Raw genomic sequence first — 20,880 nt, forward strand, 5'->3', positions numbered from 1 at the left:
CTCTAGTCCTCGACGACGGTGACCCGACGCCGTTGACCGACGTAGGAGAGCAGGAACAGCAGCACGAACGCGAACACCAGGCAGGCGAGCGAGACCGCGATCGACAGACCCGCGTTGCGCTTGCCGATCAGGTTGACCTGGACCTGGAGGGTCTCGAAGTTCAGCAGCGAGGCGATGGTGAACTCACCGAGCACCAGTGCCACCGACAGCAGCGAGGCGCCGATCAGGGCGGTGCGGATGTTCGGCACCACGATCCGCCACAGCACCGTGCCCCAGGACGCGCCGAGGCTGCGAGCGGCCTCCGCGAGCGTCTTCAGGTCGATCGACGCCAGGCCCGCGTCGATGGCGCGGTAGGCGAACGGCAGCACCAGCACCGCGTAGACGAAGGTGAGCGTCAACGGCGAGTCGCCGAGCAGGTAGTTCACCCACGCGTACAGCGGTGCCATGCCGACCACGAGCACGATCGCCGGGATCGTGAGCGGCAGCAGGCACAGGAACTCGACGAGCCTGCGCAGCTTGGGCAGCCGCAGCCGGATCCAGGCCATCGTCGGCACGAGCAGCACGAGCATCAGCACGGAGCTGAGCACCGCGAGCTCGACCGACGTCAGGATGGAGTCGACCAGGTCGGGGTCGGCGAAGATGCCGGTCCACGAGTCCAGGCTGCGCGTGTCGTTGACGCCGCGGGTGGAGAACTCGCCCATGGCCACGAGCGGCAGCACGAAGTAGATCCCGAGCACGACGAGCACGACCCAGCGCAGGACCGCGCCGGTGATCTTCCTGCCGGGCTTGGCGGTCACTGCCATTTGGACACCCTCCGCTGGAGCAGGGCGTAGATGCCCATCGCGACGCCGACGACGATGACCATGCCCAGTCCGAGCGCCTTGCCGAGGTTCTCCTGGCCCAGCAGCACCTCGCCGGTCAGGAAACCGCGGATCTGCAACGGCACGATGGGACTGCCCTGCGACACCAGCGCCGCGGCCGTCGCGTACGCGGAGAACGCGTTCGCGAACAGCAGCAGCACGGCGCCGAGGAACGGCGAGAACAGGATCGGGCCGCCGACGTAGCGCCAGTAGGTCCACGAGCTGCCGCCGAGGCTCTCGGTCGCCTCCCTCCACTGCGGACGGAGACCGTCCAGGGCGGGGAGGAACACGATGACCATCAGCGGGATCTGGAAGAACGTGTAGACCAGCGTGAGGCCGGGCAGCTCGAAGATCCAGGCGCCGCCGGAGAACAGGTTGATCCCGAAGCTGTCCTGCAGGAACTTCGTGACGAAGCCCTGGAACCCGACGGTCGCGAGGAACGCGAACGCCAGCGGCACGCCGCCGAACTGGGCGAGCACACCCGCGCCCGCCACGACGACCCGGCGCAGCAGACCCACGGGGTTGCCGGTCGCGACCGCCCACGACAGCAGGGCGCCGAACACCGCGCCGAGCAGGGCGGTGATCGCGGACAGCTCGATGCTGCGCCAGAACGCCTGGAGGTAGACGCCCTTCATCAGGTCGGTCAGGTTGCTCAGGGTGAAGGCGCCGTCGGAGTCCTGGAACGCCCCGGCCAGCACCAGGATGGTCGGGTAGACCAGGAACGTGCCGACGTAGGCCAGGAACGGGACGACTACGAGCCACGCCAGGACGTTGCCCCTGGTCGGCCCGCGGCCGGGGGCGGCCGCCTTGGCGGCGCCACCCCCGGCCGAGGTCGTGACGGGTGCGACCAAGGGTCAGCCCACCGCCTGCGCCCAGGTGGCGGTCAGGACCTGCTTGGCCTTGTCTGCCTGCTCCTGCGTCTGGAACACCTGCTTGCCCTCGGTCTTGGGCAGCTTGGCGGTCGCGGCGGCGTCGGCCTTGCCCGACTTCGTCATCGCGTCGAGCCGCACCGGCCGGGACAGACCCTGGAGGTAGGTGTTCTGGCCCTCGTCGGAGTACAGGTACTCCTGCCACAGGCGCGCGGCCGCGGGGTGCGGGGCGTCCTTGTTGATGGCCTGGTTGTAGTAGGCACCGATCTGGGCGTCGCTCGGGACGACGACCTTCCAGTCCAGCTTGCCCGTGAGCTTCGCGGTCTGGGCGGCGTTGGTGTAGTCCCAGTCGATGACGACCGGGGTCTGGCCGGACTCGATCGTCGCGGGCGACGGGTCGACCGGCAGGAAGTTGCCCGCGGCCTTGAGCTTCTTGAAGAACTCGACGCCGGGCGCGATGTCGTCGGCGGAACCGCCGCTGCCCAGTGCCGCCATCACGACGCCGGAGTAGGCGGCACCGGCCTGCGTCGGGTCGCCGTTGAGCGCGACCTTGCCCGCGTACTCGGGCTTGAGCAGGTCCTCGACCTTGGTCGGCGCGGGCACCTTGCCCGCGTCGTACCCGATCGACATGAAGCCGCCGTAGTCGCCGTAGTAGAGGCCGCTCGACTCCTTCAGCTCCGCGGGGATGTCGCCCCAGGTCTCCACCTGGTACGGCGCGAAGATCGCCTTGTTGGCGACGGCCACGTTCAGGCCGAGGTCGAAGACGTCGGGAGCGCGGTCACCGCCCTTGAGCTGCTCGGCGGCCTTGATCTCGTCGGCGCTGGACCCGTCGGGCTGCGCCGAGTCGACCTTGATGCCGTACTTGTCCGAGAACGCCTTGATCATCACGCCGTAGTTCGCCCAGTCCGGGGGCAGCGCGATGACGTTCAGCGTGCCCTCCTTCTTGGCGGCCTCGACGAGCTTGTCGATTCCACCGAAGTCGGCAGCGGACTTGGCCGTCGCCGCGGCGGTGCCGCTGGACGAGCTTTCCTTGGCGGGAGGGGCCCCGCAGGCGGCGAGCGCGATGGCCAACGCTCCGACGCCGAGCAAGCGCAGAACTGGGGTGGGAGTCAACGAATCGAACCTTCCTCGTCGGGCGTGCCCGCGGGCGGTGCTCGCCCGCGAGTCGGATACCCCGAAACGTGTCAGTTGGCGCGAGGATTAATCATATTGAGCGGCCTTGTCAAGCTCGGCGCGCGTACTGATACCAATTCGAATGACAAGGAGAATTCCGTGTGGTGACCACGTGTACCAAGGGTTAACCGAACGCCGTCGCGCCGCCCGGACCAAGATCGACCGGACCGCGCCTGCGCAGGCCCGTTGGCCCGCCACCTCACGCGACGTCGTGCTTTCACGTCGTGACCGGACGCCCGCGAGGGAGCCCGGAACGGGCGAAAACCGGGCACGGATACGCGCCGACGGGCAACCCCACCGCGGATGAATCCGGGGTCTCCGGTTCCAATTCGGCGGAAGGCGCGATATTCGGGCCGGATTAACCGGCGATTTCTGGACCGTTCCAGGCGCGTTTGAGAAACACGGCGGCGATATCCGCCGCACCGGGCCGTTGATGCGTAGCTGTACTATACGTAGCACATCTACCTATGGGGGTCCTCGTGGCGCAGCGGAAGTTGCTGGTGTGGCTGCACGTGCTCAGCTCGGTCGGCTGGATGAGCCAGGCGCTCGCCCTGTTCGCCTTGATCACCTATGGACTCGGCGCCGACGGCCCCACCCGCACGAGCGCGTTCGAGATGGCGAACGTGATCGACACCGACGTCCTCCAGGTCATGGCCACCACGTCGGCCTACACCGGGTTCATGCTCTCGGCCCTCACCTCCTGGGGTTATTTCCGGCACTGGTGGGTCCTGGCCAAATTCGTGATCACCCTGTCCCAGCTGCACCTCGGCATCTTCGTGCTGAGCCCGAATCTCGACCTCGGCGAACACGGAAATCCGATACTGATGCGCCTCGGATCCCTGCTGATGGCGGGCGCGCTCGCCGCACAGGTGTGGCTGTCCGTCGCCAAGCCCGGCAAGCGCACGCCGTGGACCCCACCAGGCAAGTTCCCCGCCGCACCGGGCTGGGTCGTCGGGGCCTGCGTGGTGGTCCCACTGGCCGACTACGTGCTGTTCCGCGGTATTCCCGCGTTGTCACTCCTGGTCGCCATCGCTTACCCCATGTGGCGTCGATGGAAAGTCGTACCTCGGCAATCGGCTTCCTCCACTGGGCCACGTAGGCTCAAGGGCGAAATGGACTTGACCCACCACCAGAACTGAGAACGGGGTGATCGGTGTGACGGTTGGCGATAGCCACCGCCGCGACTCGGATCTGCTGCGCGAACTGGAACCGATCGTGGAGGTGAACCTCGACCGCCACTTGTCGATCGCCAAGGAGTGGATGCCGCACGACTACGTGCCGTGGAGCGAGGGCCGCGACTTCGCGTTCCTCGGCGGCGAGGACTGGCGCCCGGAGGACTCCCGGCTCGACCCCACCGCCAAGACGGCGATGATCATCAACCTGCTGACCGAGGACAACCTGCCCTCGTACCACCGGGTGATCTCCCAGTCGTTCGGCAAGGAAGGCGCCTGGGCGACCTGGATGCACCGCTGGACCGCCGAGGAGGCCCGCCACGGCATCGCCCTGCGCGACTACCTCGTCGTGACCCGCGGCGTCGACCCGGTCGAGCTGGAACGCAAGCGCATGGAGCACATGTCGGTCGGCTTCGAGGGCCAGACCGAGTCCGCGATCCGCAACATCGTGTACGTGTCGTTCCAGGAGCTGGCGACCAGGATCTCGCACCGCAACACCGGCCGCGCGACCAACTGCCCGCTCGCCGACCAGCTGCTCTCCCGCATCGCCACGGACGAGAACCTGCACATGGTCTTCTACCGCAACCTCGTCACCGCCGCCTTCGAGGTCCAGCCCGACGAGACCATGCAGGCCGTCCGCGACGAGGTCCTGAACTTCAAGATGCCCGGTGCCGGCATCTCGGACTTCCTCCGCAGCTCCGCCACCATCGCGAACGCGGGCATCTACGACCTCAGGCTCCACCACGACGAGGTCATCATGCCCATCCTCCGGTTCTGGAAGGTGTTCGAACGCACCAACCTCACCGGCGAAGGCGAGAAGGCGCGCGAGGAACTGGCCGAGTTCATGGCCGTCCTCGACGGCAAGGCCACCAAGTTCGTCGACATGCGCGCCCGCCGCCGCGAACGCGCCGCCAAGGCAGCCGAATAACGAACCCCGACTTGGCCCTGGCCGTGGGTACGCACGGCCAAGGCACAGTCGCTGCCGCCGACCTGCGGGTCGACAGGCGGACCCTCAATCTGCGCACGGCTCCGGCGTCCTGGGCGATCACGCTCGGTGCGGGTCCTGGGACTTCTGGTTGACGGCGGGCGGCCTCCAGTGCTGTTGTCGGGACGGCTGGGGTCGACATCTCACAGCCCGGCGTTTCGGAGCGTCTGCGAGAGCTGCGGAAAGTCGGTTCGCGACCGCTAGGGCAACGGCCGCCGCCGTGAGGTCTCGGGGACAGCCGTGAGGTCTCCCAGGGACAGAGCACAGGCCCGGCTTCGCCGGCATCAAGCTTCGCCCGCCCAGGCATCCGGGCGCGCACTCGACACGGCTCGCAGCTTCGGCAGGTCAAGCGTCTCTCCTCGACCGGACCACCACGCCTCACCCCGACCGGCCCAGCACCCGAAATTGCCTGGCCACGCATCCCAGCCCTGGCCAACCCAGCGTCCGGCTCCGCCGCCGTTGAGCGGGCGGAGCACGCTCCGATCCGGAGCGGTGCAAATGACCCACGGACATGAGGTTTGGGAGAAATACGAATATCTGGCCTGTTCGGACTGTGTGGGCGGGTCTGAACAGGGGTACTCGAAGGGCGTTGGGATGGATGCCCGTCGGTTGGCGGGCCCGATGTTCGTGGGGAGGCTCGTGAAACCGACCTTGCGCTTGCCGGCGTCGCTTGACCTGAGCCGGTTCCCGCACCCACCGCTGTCGACAGTGCGGCAGTGGGTGACCGATGTGTTGACCGGAGCCTCGGAGGAGTGCGTCGACGACGCCGTCCTCCTGGTCAACGAACTGGTGTCGAACGTGTACGACCATGCGACCCCTCCTTGTCGGGTACGCGTGTCCGAACTGCCGGAGCAGCGCGGAGTGCGGGTTGAGGTGGACGACAGCGAAGCCGACCTCCTGCCGGTGATGGGAACGTCGCGGTTGGGGAAGTACCGCGGACGAGGCCTGCTGCTGGTGGAACGAGTCGCCGAGCGTTGGGGTATCTCACGACGCACCTGGGGCAAGACGGTGTGGGCGGAACTGCCCTACCGCATCGGAATCCCCCTGCAGGTCGCCCACCAGTAAGCCCCTGCGGGCGCCGCCACTCCTACGGCCTCGCCTACGCAAACCACCGGCAGCCCCTCGGCCCCAGTCCTCCGAGGGGCCAGCCCCTGCGACAGGCGAACCAGCCTCGCCTGCCATGCGGCGACCAACTCGACCGCCGATCGGCTGCCCACCAAGCAACTCGGCCCACGCTGACGCGACGGCAAAGCAACAACTGTCCAACCACGCCAACAGCGAGCCGACCTGCCGCTCGACCACCACCGAGCAAAAGCCCCCAACCACAGCCCACCGAGCAGCACTCGACCGCTGTGCGGCCGGCTGACTTGGGGTTTTTGGGCCTGTAATTGGTCGGCGGGCATCTCTACCACCTGCCCAGGGCTGAGGCAAAGTCGACTACCAGTGGCTTGACCTGCTGATTCGGGTTGCGACACACCGAAGATCGGGTAGTCCGGAGCAGGCACGACAGGACCGTCGATCATGAAGGTTCCTACGCCATCGTGATCTTCGGAGCTCCGCCGTGCCTGCCGTGTCATCGTCTCCCATCACTGTCCTGTCACGCCAGTTGGCCCCGCTGGGCGAGGTGGCGCCGCAGGCGCGGACCGGGTTGCTCGAGGTGTTGGAGTCGGTGCCGGATCCACGCAGGAAACGGGGTGTGCGGTATCGGTTCGCGGCGATCCTGTTCGTGTCGGTGTGCGCGGTGGTCTCCGGTGCGCGGTCGTTCGCCGCGATCGCCGAATGGGCCGCGGACGCGGCCGAGGACACGCTGAGCGGAATGGGGATCGGCGCACCGAACGCGTCCACGATCCGGCGGGCGCTCTCGGCATTGACCGGTGACGGGTTCGACACCGCGATCGGCGTCTGGCTGTCCGGGCGTGTCAAGGCAGCGTGGATGGGGGCGCCGGGCAGGCGGCGGCGCCGCGCGATCGCGGTCGACGGTAAGGCGCTGCGGGGTTCCCGTCACGGCGAGCAGCGCGCGCGAATGGTGATGGCGTGCCTGGACCACGACAGCGGGGTCACGGTGGGCCAGGTCGAGATCGCGGAGAAAAGCAACGAGATCCCCATGTTCGCAGCACTTCTGGACACGATCGTCGATGTGACCGGTCTCGTCGTCACCGCCGACGCGTTGCACGCGCAACGCGGGCATGCCGAGTACCTGCACGGCCGTGGCGCGCACTACGTGATCACCGTGAAGGGCAACCAGAAGGCGTTGCGCGATCAGTTGGCGGGCCTGCCGTGGAAGGACGTGCCGATCGGGTACCGCGAGACCGACACCGGCCACGGCCGGGTAGTCACCCGCACCTACAAGGTCGTCACCGTCGCCGCCGGGATCCTGTTCCCGCACGCCGCCCAGGCCGTCCGGATAGTGCGGACCCGTAAACGCAAGGGCAGCACCAGGCGCGCGAGCCGCGAGACGGTGTACGCGGTGACATCCCTGACCGCCGCGCAGGCCCAGCCCGCCGAGTTGGCCCGCTACATCCGCGGGCACTGGCACGTGGAGAACAAGCTGCACTGGGTCCGCGACGTGACGATGGGCGAAGATGCCTCTCGGGCACGCACCGGCGGCGGGCCCAGGATGATGGCCAGCCTGCGCAATCTCGCCATCAGCCTGCTACGCCTGACCGGCCACACCAACATCGCCAAAGCCGTACGTCATATGGGAAGAAGGCCCGAACGAGCCATCAAGTTGATCTCAGCCAGCTGAAACACGACTTTGCCTCAGCCCTGACCACCTGCCCTTTAGCCCGACAAGGCCCAAAAAAGGGGCCCCAAGTCAAGCTGGCCGCACCCGGAGACCTTGGATCCGACACCCTCTTTCGAACAAATGCGACACCGGTTCCAAGCGAACGCGCGCCCCGCTTCAAACACGGCAGCCCGTTCAAACGAACGCGCCCCCTGGCTTCAAACACCCCCCACCCCCATCACCCCGACAACAACGTCGCCACCTCCGGATCCCGAGGCTTCACCACCTCGAACAACCCCGCCGCCTCCAACCCCGGCCCCAACATGCGAATCCTCGCCGCCACCGACCGGTACTCCGACGTACCCACCGGAAGCACCCTCAGCAACTTCACATTCGCGATGAACTCCGTGATCGACCGATTACGAGCATCCGCATCCCGAAACTCCCCACCATCCACCAAAACCTGCACAGCCACACCCTCCCCAAACCGAACCCGAAACCCGACCCACAACTACGTGCCAGCGGCACGCAAGACCCACCATACAACACATACGTGCCAGCAGCACGTACACTGATCGGGTGCATTCCGCTGCCTCCCGTGTCGAAGCCGCCCTAGGGCTCCTCCTCCGCCGCACGACCAGGGCGAACCTCTACGACAACCTGGTCACGGACGTGACAGGCGTCGACGAGACCACCTACCCGGTACTCAGCGGGATCGCACGGATGGAGCCGGTGAGCTCCACCCGACTGGCAGACGAGATCGGAATCGACCGCACGGCGACCACGCGGTACGCGGCACGCCTGGAGAAAGCCGGCCTGGTGCGACGGGAAGCGGATCCGGGAGACGCGCGGTCGACGTTGCTGCTGCTGACGCCGGACGGGCGGAGTGCCATCGACTCCGCCAGGCGGAAGGTGGTCGACCGGCTGGACGGCATCGTCGCGGAATGGACTCCACTGGAAGCCGAGTTGTTCGCGAGCGTGCTGGAGCACCTGGTGGGCAAGCTGCGCACCGAGTCCTGAGTGGACGTTCTACGCGGTTCTTGTGCGGCTCGCCGCGGGTGCACCACAATGGTGCCCCTCGGCGAGACTGGTGGACCAGATGACGGACGTCGCACACCCGACGGTGTCGAGACGGCGGGAAGTCAGCCACGCCAGCGCCCGATCGGTCCTGATGACGGTGCTGGGCGAGTACGTGCTGCCGCGTGACTCCCCGGTCTGGACGTCCACACTGGTCACGACGCTGGCGATGTTCGGCATCGAGGAGAAGTCCGCGCGGCAGGCGCTTTCCCGGACGGCCGCCGAGGGGTGGCTGGAGTCGGAACGGGTGGGACGGCGGGTGCGCTGGAGCCTCACCGGACCCGGGCACCGGCTGCTGTCCGAAGGAGCGCACCGGATCTACGAGTTCGGCCGCGGGCACCGCAACTGGGACGGGCGCTGGCTGATGCTGTTCGTATCGGTGCCCGAATCGCAGCGCGATCTGCGGCACCGACTGCGGACCCGGTTGACGTGGGAGGGTTTCGGGTCACCGCAGCCCGGCGTGTGGGTCAGCCCGAACACCCGCAGCCAGGTCGAGGCGGCGAAGATCGTCGCGGACCTGGGCGTGGAGACGCCGGTGACGTCGTTCCTCGCCGAGCACGGCGACATCGGCGCGGAAGCGGACCTGGTGGCCAGGGCGTGGGACCTGAGCGGGCTCGAGGAGCGCTACGAGGACTTCATCGCCGAGTTCGCCGCGATAACGCCGACCACCGCCCAGAACGCGCTGCACGCGCAGACGCTGCTGGTGCACGAGTGGCGCCGGTTCCCCTTCCTCGACCCCGGCCTGCCCCCACAACTGCTCCCGGCGAACTGGAGCGGCGCGAAGGCCGCGGACCTGTTCCACCGCAAGCACGACGACTGGCGCGCCGACTCCCAGCGGCACTGGGAAGTCGTCATGGCGTAGTCGCAGTTACATCAACGCGGACCAGGTCGCGCAGCACGTTGCGGGACCTTCCCGGTCGCGGTCTTCGGCGGTTCCGCCGGCACGACCACCACCCGCGGCCGCTTGAACGACGCCACCCCTCACGGCACCAGTATCCGTCGCGGCCGACCCGCCGCGCACGTGCAGTTCCGCCGTGGCCGGGCACGGGCGTGCCGGACGACCGCACGCACATCCGCGCGGGCAGCGCCTTCCCCATCGAGTTCCCGTTGCTCCACCGACGCGGGTTCGGTGTCGCCAGGACGACGATGAGCCGTTGCAGGCCTACACCCCACCTCCCGCCCGTCAGGGTTCCGCAAAACGGCCTAGAAGTCGTTCGGCTCGACGGTGGTACGGGTCAGGTAGCCGGCCCAGGACGCCTTCGGGGCCTTCGAGGGGTTGTGCGCCACCTGGTCCACGACCAGGCGCTTCAGCTCGCGCTCGATGTCCCAGCGCGGGAACTGCTCCTCGAACGCGGCGCCCGGCTCGTCGAAGTCCGCGACCACACCGCGCCGGGTCAGCATCGTGATCGGGCCGCGCCGCTCGGCGATCTGCGCCGAGGTGTGCAGCGCGATCGCCTCCCAGACCTGGTCCACGACGTCCGCGGGCACCTTCTCCGCGGTCAGGAACGCCGCCGCGCCGTCCGCGCCCTCCACCTCGAACCGGACCGGGCCGTCGAACGCGTGGGCGGTGCCGAGGTCGTGCAGGGCGCAGGCGTGGAACAGCACCTCGCGGTCGTGCTCGACGCCTTCGCGCTCGGCGATGGCGGAGGCGTGCAGGAAGGTGCGGACGCTGTGGTTGAGGATCGACGGCACGACGTGCAGGCGGGCGAAGTCGAGCACGCGCTGGGACAGGGGGTCGTTCGGCAGGATGATCACGGGGTTCACGCTAGCGGCGCGGCTCGCGTCATTCACGACGTGTCGGATCGCGCCGCTGGCCAGCGCCGGACGTCGGGGAGTGGTATAGCCGTCGAGTGTCACCGGTGTGGGTGACGAAATTGCGGTTGGTTATGCGGTCTATCAGGATATTCTCAGTTTTTGCACTTCAGAGGCCCAGATTCTCAGGCGCCTCACAGCGAACTGACCACTCACCGTGATTACATGGCTCCTGGTTCGCGGTGTGCTGGGAGGGGTGGCGTACATGCGTGGTCTTGTGGTGGTGGCAGTGGTCGCCGTGGTGCTCGTCAGTGGAGCGCCCGCGTCGCTGGCCCAACCCGACCCGTCGTCGGCGGTGCCCACCACGACGACCCCACCTCCGGTCACGACCACGCCGCCACCGGTCACGACCACTCCCCCGCCGGTCACCACCACGACGACCGCGCCCCCGACGACCACCCCGCCGCCGGTCGTCACCACGACGACGACGTCACCGACGACGACCACGCCGCCGTCGAACGGGACGGGCACGACGACGACGCCGCCGACGTCCTCGACGACGACCGCGCCGCTCCCCACGCCGACGGTGCCGGGCGTGCCCGCCGTCCCCAACACCACCGAGATGACCAAGTACCTGGAGGCGAGCCAGGCCGCCGCGCGGGCCAACCAGGACGCGCTCACCGCCCAGCAGAACCTGACCGACAAGCGCGAGGCCGCCGACAAGGCGACCACCGCCGCGAGCAACTCCAGGCAGGCCGCCGACGACGCGGTGAAGGCCGAGGAAGCCGCGAAGACCATCGAGATCCGGGCGCACGCGCAGGCGATCACGCTCCAGGCCGAGGTGGACAGCCTGGTCGAGATCACGTTCAAGGGCCTGCGGCTCAACGGGCTGGCCGCCGTGTTCAGCAGCGACTCGCCCGAGGAGTACCTCGACGCCGCCATGATCATGGACGTCTACGCCGAGCGGCACGGCGAGATGGTCAGGACGGCGCAGCAGGCGGCCGACGACGCGCTCGACGCGCAGAAGAAGGCCAAGGAGGCGCGCGACCAGGTCGAGGCCACCAGCAAGAAGGCCGAGGAGGACCGGGTCACCGCGCAGCGGCTGGCCGACGAGGCCGCGGCGGCCGTGACGCTGGCCGAGCAGCGGAAGACGAGCCTGGACGGCAAGTCCGGCGACGTGAAGCAGGCACTGGGCGTGCTGAGCCCCGCGGACCTGGCCCGGTTGACCAACACGGGCCCGTCGATCAACGTGCCGCTGCCGACGGGCGCGGCCGGTGACGCGGTGAAGTTCGCGATGGCGCAGCTCGGGAAGCCGTACGTGTGGGGAGCGGTCGGGCCGGACACCTACGACTGCTCCGGGCTGATGCAGACGGCGTACAAGTCGGTCGGGGTGTCGATCCCGCGCACGACGTACGTGCAGGCGCTGGCCGGGAACGCGGTGCCCCGCGACCAGGTGAAGGCCGGTGACCTGATCCTCTACTACGCCGACCTCGGGCACGTGGCCATGGCGATCGACGGCACGTACGCGGTGCACGCGCCGACCGCGGGTGAGCCGGTGAAGGTGTCGTTGATCAACGCCATCGGGCCGATCGCGACGATCCGGCGCGTGACCGGTTAGCCGGTGGCGCGGCGGTGCCCGTCGGGGTCGCCGCCGGGCTTGATCGTGAACCGATTTCCCCCACCGGAGATACTGGGCCGACAGCAGTACGAGCCTGGAGGTCCGAAGGTGTTGCAGGGTGACGTCGGTGTGGAACTGGGGCGCAGGGTGGCGGCGGCGCTGCGCGCGGCCCTGGGTGTGGAGATCACCCCTGCCGAGGCGGTCATCCGACCTTCCGCCCGCGAGGGCGTGGACTACCAGTGCAACGTGGCGATGAGCCTCGCGAAGACGCTGAAAAAAGCGCCGCGCGAGGTGGCGCAGGCCGTGGTGGAGCACCTGGACGCGGCGGACCTGGTGGAGACGCCGGAGGTGGCCGGGCCGGGGTTCGTGAACCTGGTGCTGCGCGCCGAGTGGCTCCAGGAGCAGGCCGCCGGGCTGCTGGGCGACGAGCGGATGGGCGCCACGACCGCGGAGGTGGCCCGGCGGGTCGCGATCGACCTGTCGAGCCCGAACGTGGCCAAGGAGATGCACGTCGGCCACCTGCGGTCGTCGATCATCGGGGACGCGCTGGTGCGGCTGCTGCGGTTCGCCGGGCACGAGGTCATCCCGCACAACCACCTCGGCGACTGGGGCACGCCGTTCGGGATGCTGATCGAACACCTGATCGACGAGGGCTGGTCGGCCGACGGGACGGACGCCGACCACTCGATCGGCGACCTGAACGGGTTCTACGTGGCGGCGCGCAAGAAGTTCGACGCCGACCCCGAGTTCGTGGACCGCGCGCGGCTGCGGGTGGTGGCTCTCCAAGGCGGTGACGAGGCCACCCTGTCGCTGTGGCGCCAGCTCGTGGACGAGTCGACGCGGCACTTCGAGAAGGTGTACGGGACGCTCGGCATCGGGCTCGGGCCCGACGACGTCTACGGCGAGAGCTTCTACAACCCGTACCTGGCCGAGACGGTCGCCGAGCTGGAGGCCAAGGGGCTGACCGAGGTCAGCGACGGCGCGGTGTGCGTGTTCCCGCCGGGGTTCGCCAACCGCGAGGGCGACCGGCTGCCGCTGATCGTGCGCAAGCGCGACGGCGGCTACAACTACGCCACCACGGACTTCGCGACGATCCGGTACTGGGTGCGCGAGCGGGGCGTGACGGACCTGCTCTACGTGGTCGGAACGCCGCAGTCGCAGCACTTCCGCATGGTGTTCACCGCGGCCCGGCAGGCCGGGTGGCTCACCGACCAGCACGCCGAGCACATCGGGTTCGGCTCGATCCTCGGCGAGGACGGCAAGACCATCCGGTCGCGCGAGGGTGGGACGCTCAAGCTGGTCGACCTGCTGACCGAGGCGGTCGACCACGCCGCCGCGGTGATCGCCGAGCGCACCGCGTTCGACGCCGACGAGCAGGCCGCGCTCGCCCGGATCGTCGGCATCGGCGCGGTGAAGTACGCCGACCTGTCCAACGACCGCGAGCGCGACTACGTGTTCACCTGGGCGAAGATGCTGGCCAAGGAGGGCAACACCTCGGTGTACCTCCAGTACGCCAACGCCCGCATCCGGTCGATCCTGCGCAACGCGGGCGACGTGCCGGCGCCAGGCGCGCGGGTGGTGCTGACCGAGCCCGCCGAACGGGCGCTGCTGGTGAAGCTGATCGGCTTCCCGGCCGCGATCGAGGCGACCCTGGAGTCCTACGCGCCGCACAAACTGGGCACGTACCTGTTCGAGACGGCGACGGCGTTCACCGGCTTCTACGAGAGCTGCCCCATTCTGAAGCCGGAGACCACCCCGGAGGCGCGCGAGTCCCGGCTGGTGCTCGCGCTGCTCACCTCCAGGGTGCTGACGCTCGGCCTGTCGCTGCTGGGGATCGAAGCCCCCGAACGGCTCTAGGCCTCCACGGTCCGGTTCACCTCGACCATGGACCGGACCGTGGCGTAGCCGAGCGCGAGGTTGACCCGGATCATGTGCTCGTTGTCGGCGTTCGTGCCGGTGGTGATGAGGTCCAGCTCGATCCCGTCGGCCTTCAGGTCGCGCAGCGCGCGCGCCTTGACGCGCACTCCCAGCCCGTGGCCGCGGTGCGCGGCGAGCACCGCGGTGTCGAGCTGGATGCCTTCCCGGCCAGGGGGCAGCGGGAGCCACAGCTCGGTGAACCCGGCCACCTCGCCGGTCGCCTCGTGCACGGCCGCGACGACCCGCTGCTCGCGGTTGTTGCGCCGGAGCTCCGCCTCGATCCCGCGCACCCGTTCGACCGTCCACTCGGGATGGCCGAAGTCGGCGGTACCCCTTGGCGCGTCGTACATCGCGGTCTTCGCGTTGACGTAGGAGGCGACGAGGTCGTCTGGCGCGGCTCCCGACCAGGCTTCCAGGCGGTAGCCCTCGGGGACCCCGACCTCCCACAGCGACGGGTCCACCTCGGCCACCCGCAGCTCCTGCACGACGGTCGCGTTGACCGTCCGGGCCCCCAGCGCGTGGGCCCACTTCTCCCCCGCGCCGAACGCGGCGGTCTGCCCCTCCACGACCCGCCTGCCGCGCGCCCGGAGTTCGGGCAGCACGGCCTGGAGGAACGCGGTGCCGATCCCCTGGCGCCGGGCCTCCGGGTGGACGGTGATCTCGGCCAGCGCGATGTGCGCGTTCCCGCCGTCCGGGAAGAACGCGTGCGCCACGGCGATCACCTCACCGCTCCGGCGGGCCACCCAGCGACCAGCCCTGCCCAGGGCGGGGTGCGGGATCCGCACCGACCGGGCGACGACGTCGTAGGACTTCGGCGCCGCTCCCGGCAGGTCCACCTCCCGCGCCGACTGGACCACCCGGTGGTAGGCCGCCAGGTCCGCGTCGTCGGCTTGTTCCCCGTCGAACCGCATGATCTCGATGTCCACTGCTCCCCCTCGTCCGCAAGCGCTCCATTCCACCAGAGAAACGGCCGCGGTTCTCAACCTTTCGCGGGTCCCGCTCGTACACACCGGTGCGGGGGTGCGCGCGGAGGAGGCATGTGAGCAGGGGTGACCGCCAGTTCGTCGAGTTCGTGGAGGCGAACTCGGCCAGGCTGCTGCGGGCCGCGCACCTGATGACCGGCGACCGCCACCAGGCGGAGGACGCCGTGCAGACCGCGCTCGCGAGGACGTACGCGTCGTGGTCGCGGGTGCGCGGCCAGGACGCCTACGGCTACACCCGGCGGGTGCTGACCAACCTGACCATCGACCGGTGGCGGCGTCCCATCCGCGAGCACGCGCGGGAGACCGTCCCGGAACGGCCGGTGGTCGGCGACTTCACCGCCGACCACGCCGAGCAGGAGTGGCTGATGGGGGTGCTGGGCGGGCTGACGGCGCGGGAGCGCGCGATCATCGTGCTGCGGCACTACCTGGACCTGCCGGAGGCCGAGGTGGCGGCCGAGTTGAAGGTGTCGCTCGGCACCGTGAAGAGCACGAACTCGCGGGCGCTGGCGAAACTGCGGGTCACCCTGTCGCCCGCGGGCGCCACCACGCGGGAGGAGACCGGATGACCGACCTGGACGCACTGCGCTCGGCCCTGCGCGGAACGGCGGGCGACTCCCCGTCGGTCGACGTCGCGCGGGTGATGGAGTCCGGTAGGAGGATCAGGGCGCGGCGCAGGCTGGTCCTCGGCGGTGGTGTCGTCGGCGGCACCGCGGCCCTGCTCGTCGGCATCATCGCCCTCGGCGGCATCGGACCGGGCATCGCGCCCTCGCCCACCGTCGAGATCACCGCCGCCCTGCCCGGCGACTCGGCACCGGTCCGGGTGGGCGAGGTGATCGGGACCGGGTTCGACGACGAGGTGCTGTACTTCGTGGCCGGGTACCGCGACCGCGGGCTGTCCGACCCGTCCGCCACGGTCAGCGCCAAGGAGAGCACCCTCCGGGACGTGGACACCGGTTACGCCCTCGTGCTGGGCACGGGTGACGACCACCGCGCGGCGCAGACCACCCCGCTGTACGCGAGGGGAACCGGTTTCACCATCGCCACGACCCACGACGGCACCACGATCCGCCTGTACGGCTGCTACCAGGGCCCCGTGCACCGGATCGTGCTCGAACTGGACGACCAGGTCATGGGCGCCGCCCACCAGGCCCAGTGGAGCGCCGACGGCACCATGACGGTCTTCTGGTTCACCCCGGACGACATCCCCGCCGGGAGCGCGCTCGACAACATGCGGCTGACCGCCTACGACGAGCGGGGCAACCGGCTGCCGACCTAGTTCGCCGTCCAGATGCTCGCGTTCAACGCCGTCGCGAACCCCACCCACAGCAGGTAGGGCACCAGCAACCCCGCCGCGACCCGGCTCCTCCTGGCGAAGACCACGATCACCGCCACGATGCACACCAGCAGCAGCACGATGTCCACCAGCGCCAACCCGAACTCCCCGGCGGCGAAGAACAACGGCGTCCACGCCGCGTTCAGCACCAGCTGCGCCCCGAACAGCACCAGTCCACGACGGGAACCCGCCCGCCAGGCGAGCCAGCCCGAGAAGGCGATCATCACGTACAGCACCGTCCACACCGGACCGAAGAGCCAGGACGGCGGAGCCCAGGACGGCTGGCGCAGCGCGGCGTAGTCGGAGGCCGCCGACACGGCGGACAGCGACCCCACGACCGCCACCGCGGCGACGACGACCAGGAACGCGGCCAGTCCGGCCACCGGGTGCGCACGACGTGCGGAGAGGTCCGTCATGCGTCGAGCGTAAGAGCCCGCGGACCTCCCCGCACGACGACTAGCGCGCGCCGGACCTGCGCTTCGTCCACACGTCGTAAGCCACCGCCACGAGAAGCACCAGGCCCTTGACCAGCATCACCCGTTCACTGGGGGCACCGATCAGGGACATGCCGTTGTTGATGACCGCCATGATCAGACCACCCGTGATCGCACCGATCACCTTGCCGACACCGCCCTGCACGGCCGCGCCACCGATGAACGCCGCCGCGATGGCGTCGAGTTCGAACGCGTTGCCCGCCGTGGGTCCGGCCTGGTTGAGCCTGCCCGCGGCGATGACGCCCGCGAGCGCGGCGAGCACACCCATGTTGACGAAGAGCCAGAAGGTGACCGACTTGACCTTCACCCCGGACAGCGTGGCGGCTTGCACGTTCCCACCGACGGCGTAGATGCGGCGGCCGAACACGGCGCGGTTGGTGAGCAACGAGTAGCCGAGCACCAGGACGGCCAGGAGCACGAGCACCCACGGCAGGTTCTTGAACCGGGCCAGCTGCACGACGACGGCCAGCACGACCACCGCGGCGGCGACGAGGCGCAGCACGAACACCGGGAGCGGGTCGACGGTCTGGCCGTAGCCGATCCGGCCTTGCCGCGAGCGCCACTGCGTGAGGACCGTACCGCCGACGACGAGGATCCCGACGACCAGCGTGAACAGGTCCGCGCCCCCCAGGGGACCGAGGCCGACGTTCCCGAGGAAGCCGTCGATGAAGCCGTTGGACAGCGTGCGGATCTGGTCGGGGATCGGGCCGATGCCCTGGTTGCCCAGCACGGTCAGGGTGAGCGCGCGGAACACGAGCATGCCCGCCAGGGTGACGATGAACGCCGGGAGGCCGAAGTAGGCGACCCAGTACCCCTGCCACGCGCCGATCAGGGCGCCTGCGACGAGCGAGAGCAGCACGGCGAACGGCCACGAGACGCCCATGTTCACCGCGAGGACCGCGCTGATCGCGCCCGTGACCCCCACCACCGATCCCACGGACAGGTCGATGTGCCCGGCGATGATGATGAGGATCATGCCGATCGCCAGGATCAGCACCGACGAGTTCTGCACGATGATGTTGGAGACGTTCTGCGGTTGCAGCAGCGCACCATCGGTGAGGATGGTGAACAGCACGATGATCAGCCCGAACGCGACGTAGATGCCGCCCTGCCGGAGGTTGATCGAGAACCGGCGCGGCGCGCGCTCCGGCGGGCCGTCGAGAACGGTGCTGGGGACGTCGGCGTCCGTGGGGGCGGTGCTGGTCATGGCGCTACTCCTGTCCCTTGGTCATGTACTGCATCAGTCGCTCCTGGGTGGCTTCCGCGCGGTCGACCTCGCCGGTGACGCGCCCGGCCGACAGGGCGTAGATCCGGTCGCAGAGGCCGAGCAGCTCGGGCAGCTCCGAGGAGATGACCAGCACCGCCTTGCCCTCGTCCGCGAGCTGGTTGACGATCGAGTAGATCTCGTACTTGGCGCCGACGTCGATGCCGCGGGTCGGCTCGTCGAGGATCAGCACGTCCGGATCGGTGAAGATCCACTTGGACAGCACGACCTTCTGCTGGTTGCCGCCGCTGAGCGTGCCGGTCGTGGTCGCCACGCTCGGGGCCTTGATGTTCATGCTGCGCCGGAACCCCTCGGCGACGCGCTGCTCCTCGTTCTCGTTGACCCACCCGCGTTTCGCGAGCTTGCCGAGTCCGACGGCGGAGACGTTGCGCTTGATGTCCTCGATGAGGTTGAGGCCGTAGCGCTTGCGGTCCTCGGTGACGTAGGCGATGCCGTGCCGGATCGCGTCGCGCACCGACCGGACCGCGATCTCCTGGCCGTTCTTGAAGATCCGGCCGGAGATGTCGGTGCCGTAGGCGCGGCCGAACACGCTCATCGCCAGTTCCGTGCGGCCCGCGCCCATGAGCCCGGCGAGTCCGACGATCTCGCCGCGGCGCAGCACCAGGTTGGCCCCGGAGACGACCACTCGGCCGCGCTGGGTCGTGCTGTGCACGGTCCAGTCCTCGATCCGCAGCACCTCGTCGCCGATGTCCGGCGTGTGCGGCGGGAACCGGTCGGACAGGTCGCGGCCGACCATGCCGGAGATGATCCGGTTCTCGGACACGTCGTCGACCACCATGTCCAGCGTCTCGATCGTGCGACCGTCGCGCAGGATCGTGATGGAGTCGGCGATGGCGGCGATCTCGTTGAGCTTGTGCGAGATGATCACGCAGGTGATGCCCTGCTCGCGCAGTCCGCGCAGCAGGTCGAGCAGGTGCGCGGAGTCCTCGTCGTTGAGCGCGGCGGTCGGCTCGTCGAGGATGAGCAGCCGCACCTCCTTGGACAGCGCCTTGGCGATCTCCACGAGCTGCTGCTTGCCGACGCCGATGTCGAGGACCGGCGTGGTCGGGTTCTCCTTGAGGCCGACCCGTTCCAGCAGGGCGGCGGCCTCGTGGTTGGTGCGGTTCCAGTCGATCAGGCCGCGGTGCGACAGCTCGTTGCCCAGGAACAGGTTCTCCGCGATCGAGAGCTGCGGGCACAGCGCCAGCTCCTGGTGGATGATCACGATGCCGCGGCGTTCGCTGTCGTGGATGCCCTGGAACTCGCACGGCGCGCCGTCGAAGGTGATCTCGCCGTCGTAGGACCCGTGCGGGTACACCCCCGACAGCACCTTCATCAGCGTCGACTTGCCCGCGCCGTTCTCCCCGCAGATCGCGTGGATCTCGCCGCGCCGCACCGACAGCGAGACGTCCTGCAACGCCTTGACGCCGGGAAAGGTCTTCGTGATCCCCCGCATGCGCAGGATGTCGTCTGCCATCGCTGGTCGGTCCCTTCACGGCCGGGCCCCGAGCGGGGCCCGGCCTGCGGCGACTACTTGATCTGGTCGGCGGTGTAGTAGCCGGAGTCGATCAGGACCTTCTGGTAGTTGGCCTTGTCGACGGTGACCACGGGGAGGGTGAACGTGGGGACGACCTTCTTGCCGTTGTCGTAGTCGCTCGTGTTGTTGGTCTCGGGCTTGCCGCCCTTGAGGATGGCGTCGGCCATCTTCACTGCGACGTCGGCCAGCTGGCGGGTGTCCTTGTAGATGGTGGAGTACTGCTCACCCGCGACGATCGACTTCACGGAGGCGACCTCGGCGTCCTGGCCGGTCACGATCGGGTAGGGCTGGGTGCCCGTGCCGTAGCCGTTGCTCTTCAGGGCCGAGAGGATGCCGATGGACAGGCCGTCGTAGGGCGAGAGCACACCCTGGACCAGCGCGCCGCCGCCGTAGCTGGAGGTGATGACGTCCTCCATGCGCCTCTGCGCCGTGGCGGGGTCCCACCGCAGGATCGCGACCGTGGCGAAGTCCTTCTGGCCGCTCTTGACGACCAGGGTGCCCTTGTCCAGGTACGGCTTGAGGATCGACATCGCGCCGTTGAAGAAGAACGTGGCGTTGTTGTCGTCCGGCGAGCCCGCGAACAGCTCGACGTTGAACGGCCCCTTGGCGTCGCCCTCGGAACCGTCGGCCTTCTTCAGTCCCAGACCGGTCAGCAGCGACGTGGCCTGCTCGACACCGACCTTGAAGTTGTCGAAGGTGGCGTAGTAGTCGACGTTCGGGCTGTTGAGGATCAGCCGGTCGTAGGAGATGACCGGGATCTTCTTGTCGGCCGCCTGCTGGATCTGCGTGGTGAGCGCCTTGCCGTCGATCGACGCCACGATGAGCACCTTGGCGCCCTTGGTGATCTGGTTCTCGATCTGGTTGGCCTGCGTCGGGATGTCGTTCTCGGCGTACTGGAGGTCGACCTGGTAGCCCTGCTTCTCCAGCGCGGCCTTGATGTTGTCGCCGTCGTGGATCCACCGCTCGGACGACTTGGTCGGCATGGTGACGCCGACCAGCGAGCCCGCACCGGACCCGGTCTCAGGCTGCTGGTCGGCCGTCTTGGTGGACGAGCCGCACGCGCTCAGTGCGGCCGTCAGCGCGAAAGCGCCTCCCACCGCTGCGATACGGGTGAACTTCAC

At 68.9% G+C, this 20,880-nt stretch carries 20 protein-coding genes; 10 read left to right on the forward strand and 10 right to left on the reverse strand.

Going from position 1 to position 20,880, the window contains the following annotated elements:
* Positions 1-2 precede the first annotated feature (2 nt).
* The 3 genes from RM788_RS11330 to RM788_RS11340 are packed head-to-tail and all read right to left on the reverse strand — an operon-like array spanning position 3 to position 2,842.
* A complete protein-coding gene (locus tag RM788_RS11330) occupies positions 3-803 on the reverse strand; it encodes an ABC transporter permease (protein ID WP_315931569.1) in 801 nt (266 codons plus the stop codon).
* The gene (locus tag RM788_RS11335) at positions 794-1,711 is read right to left on the reverse strand and encodes an ABC transporter permease (RefSeq protein WP_315931570.1); all 918 of its coding nucleotides are present in this window, start codon (positions 1,709-1,711) and stop codon (positions 794-796) included. Before RM788_RS11335 ends, RM788_RS11330 begins: the two co-directional genes overlap by 10 nt.
* A gap of 3 nt (positions 1,712-1,714) precedes the next feature.
* Positions 1,715-2,842, reverse strand: coding sequence for an ABC transporter substrate-binding protein (locus RM788_RS11340; RefSeq protein WP_315931571.1), 1,128 nt, complete (start codon positions 2,840-2,842; stop codon positions 1,715-1,717).
* Positions 2,843-3,402: 560 nt separating this feature from the next.
* Between RM788_RS11340 and RM788_RS11345 the strand changes: the two genes are divergently transcribed.
* From RM788_RS11345 to RM788_RS11360, 4 genes are all read left to right on the forward strand, one after another.
* Complete coding sequence (locus RM788_RS11345; protein ID WP_315931572.1) at positions 3,403-4,041, forward strand: hypothetical protein; 639 nt, start codon at positions 3,403-3,405, stop codon at positions 4,039-4,041.
* A gap of 16 nt (positions 4,042-4,057) precedes the next feature.
* Complete coding sequence (locus RM788_RS11350) at positions 4,058-5,002, forward strand: acyl-ACP desaturase (RefSeq protein ID WP_315931573.1); 945 nt, start codon at positions 4,058-4,060, stop codon at positions 5,000-5,002.
* A 696-nt stretch (positions 5,003-5,698) separates the two neighbouring features.
* Complete coding sequence (locus RM788_RS11355) at positions 5,699-6,124, forward strand: ATP-binding protein (protein ID WP_315934612.1); 426 nt, start codon at positions 5,699-5,701, stop codon at positions 6,122-6,124.
* Positions 6,125-6,629: 505 nt separating this feature from the next.
* Positions 6,630-7,805, forward strand: coding sequence for an ISAs1 family transposase (locus tag RM788_RS11360; protein ID WP_315920713.1), 1,176 nt, complete (start codon positions 6,630-6,632; stop codon positions 7,803-7,805).
* A gap of 217 nt (positions 7,806-8,022) precedes the next feature.
* On the opposite strand, the gene RM788_RS11365 is transcribed toward RM788_RS11360, so the two are convergent.
* Positions 8,023-8,253 (reverse strand): hypothetical protein, encoded by a 231-nt coding sequence (locus tag RM788_RS11365; RefSeq protein WP_315931574.1) that lies wholly within the window; start codon positions 8,251-8,253, stop codon positions 8,023-8,025.
* A 110-nt stretch (positions 8,254-8,363) separates the two neighbouring features.
* On the opposite strand from RM788_RS11365, the gene RM788_RS11370 reads away from it, so the two are divergent.
* Positions 8,364-8,804 carry a MarR family winged helix-turn-helix transcriptional regulator gene (locus tag RM788_RS11370; RefSeq protein WP_315931575.1) on the forward strand — a complete coding sequence of 147 codons (441 nt, stop codon included), beginning with the start codon at positions 8,364-8,366 and terminating at the stop codon, positions 8,802-8,804.
* A 79-nt stretch (positions 8,805-8,883) separates the two neighbouring features.
* A complete protein-coding gene (locus tag RM788_RS11375) occupies positions 8,884-9,723 on the forward strand; it encodes a PaaX family transcriptional regulator (protein WP_315931576.1) in 840 nt (279 codons plus the stop codon).
* Positions 9,724-10,064: 341 nt separating this feature from the next.
* Here the strand turns inward: RM788_RS11375 and RM788_RS11380 are convergent, their stop codons facing one another.
* Positions 10,065-10,616, reverse strand: a complete 552-nt coding sequence (locus RM788_RS11380) for an HD domain-containing protein (protein WP_315931577.1) — start codon at positions 10,614-10,616, stop codon at positions 10,065-10,067.
* Between the two features lie 262 nt (positions 10,617-10,878).
* Between RM788_RS11380 and RM788_RS11385 the strand changes: the two genes are divergently transcribed.
* Together RM788_RS11385 and argS are read left to right on the forward strand one after the other, a co-directional pair.
* Entirely contained in the window at positions 10,879-12,231 is a 1,353-nt protein-coding gene (locus RM788_RS11385) for a C40 family peptidase (RefSeq protein ID WP_315931578.1), read from the forward strand.
* A gap of 108 nt (positions 12,232-12,339) precedes the next feature.
* On the forward strand, positions 12,340-14,088 hold the full coding sequence (argS, locus tag RM788_RS11390; RefSeq protein WP_315931579.1) for an arginine--tRNA ligase: 1,749 nt from the start codon (positions 12,340-12,342) through the stop codon (positions 14,086-14,088).
* On the opposite strand, the gene RM788_RS11395 is transcribed toward argS, so the two are convergent.
* The gene (locus tag RM788_RS11395; protein WP_315931580.1) at positions 14,085-15,074 is read right to left on the reverse strand and encodes a GNAT family N-acetyltransferase; all 990 of its coding nucleotides are present in this window, start codon (positions 15,072-15,074) and stop codon (positions 14,085-14,087) included. The two genes, argS and RM788_RS11395, sit on opposite strands and share 4 nt — an antisense overlap.
* A gap of 113 nt (positions 15,075-15,187) precedes the next feature.
* Here RM788_RS11395 and RM788_RS11400 point away from each other — a divergent pair, with 113 nt between their 5' ends.
* Positions 15,188-15,697: a SigE family RNA polymerase sigma factor gene (locus RM788_RS11400; RefSeq protein ID WP_315931581.1), complete on the forward strand. Its 510-nt coding sequence runs from the start codon at positions 15,188-15,190 to the stop codon at positions 15,695-15,697.
* The gene (locus RM788_RS11405) at positions 15,694-16,407 is read left to right on the forward strand and encodes a hypothetical protein (RefSeq protein ID WP_315931582.1); all 714 of its coding nucleotides are present in this window, start codon (positions 15,694-15,696) and stop codon (positions 16,405-16,407) included. Before RM788_RS11400 ends, RM788_RS11405 begins: the two co-directional genes overlap by 4 nt.
* Here the strand turns inward: RM788_RS11405 and RM788_RS11410 are convergent.
* Genes RM788_RS11410 through chvE form a run of 4 tightly spaced genes read right to left on the reverse strand, consistent with a single transcriptional unit; the run spans position 16,404 to position 20,880 of the window.
* Positions 16,404-16,880 carry a TspO/MBR family protein gene (locus tag RM788_RS11410; RefSeq protein WP_315931583.1) on the reverse strand — a complete coding sequence of 159 codons (477 nt, stop codon included), beginning with the start codon at positions 16,878-16,880 and terminating at the stop codon, positions 16,404-16,406. The two genes, RM788_RS11405 and RM788_RS11410, sit on opposite strands and share 4 nt — an antisense overlap.
* A gap of 40 nt (positions 16,881-16,920) precedes the next feature.
* Positions 16,921-18,165: a multiple monosaccharide ABC transporter permease gene (gene mmsB, locus RM788_RS11415; protein WP_315931584.1), complete on the reverse strand. Its 1,245-nt coding sequence runs from the start codon at positions 18,163-18,165 to the stop codon at positions 16,921-16,923.
* A gap of 4 nt (positions 18,166-18,169) precedes the next feature.
* Complete coding sequence (gene mmsA, locus RM788_RS11420) at positions 18,170-19,699, reverse strand: multiple monosaccharide ABC transporter ATP-binding protein (protein WP_315931585.1); 1,530 nt, start codon at positions 19,697-19,699, stop codon at positions 18,170-18,172.
* Between the two features lie 53 nt (positions 19,700-19,752).
* Complete coding sequence (gene chvE / locus RM788_RS11425; protein WP_315931586.1) at positions 19,753-20,880, reverse strand: multiple monosaccharide ABC transporter substrate-binding protein; 1,128 nt, start codon at positions 20,878-20,880, stop codon at positions 19,753-19,755.

The organism is Umezawaea sp. Da 62-37 (assembly GCF_032460545.1).
Taxonomy (GTDB): Bacteria; Actinomycetota; Actinomycetes; order Mycobacteriales; family Pseudonocardiaceae; genus Umezawaea.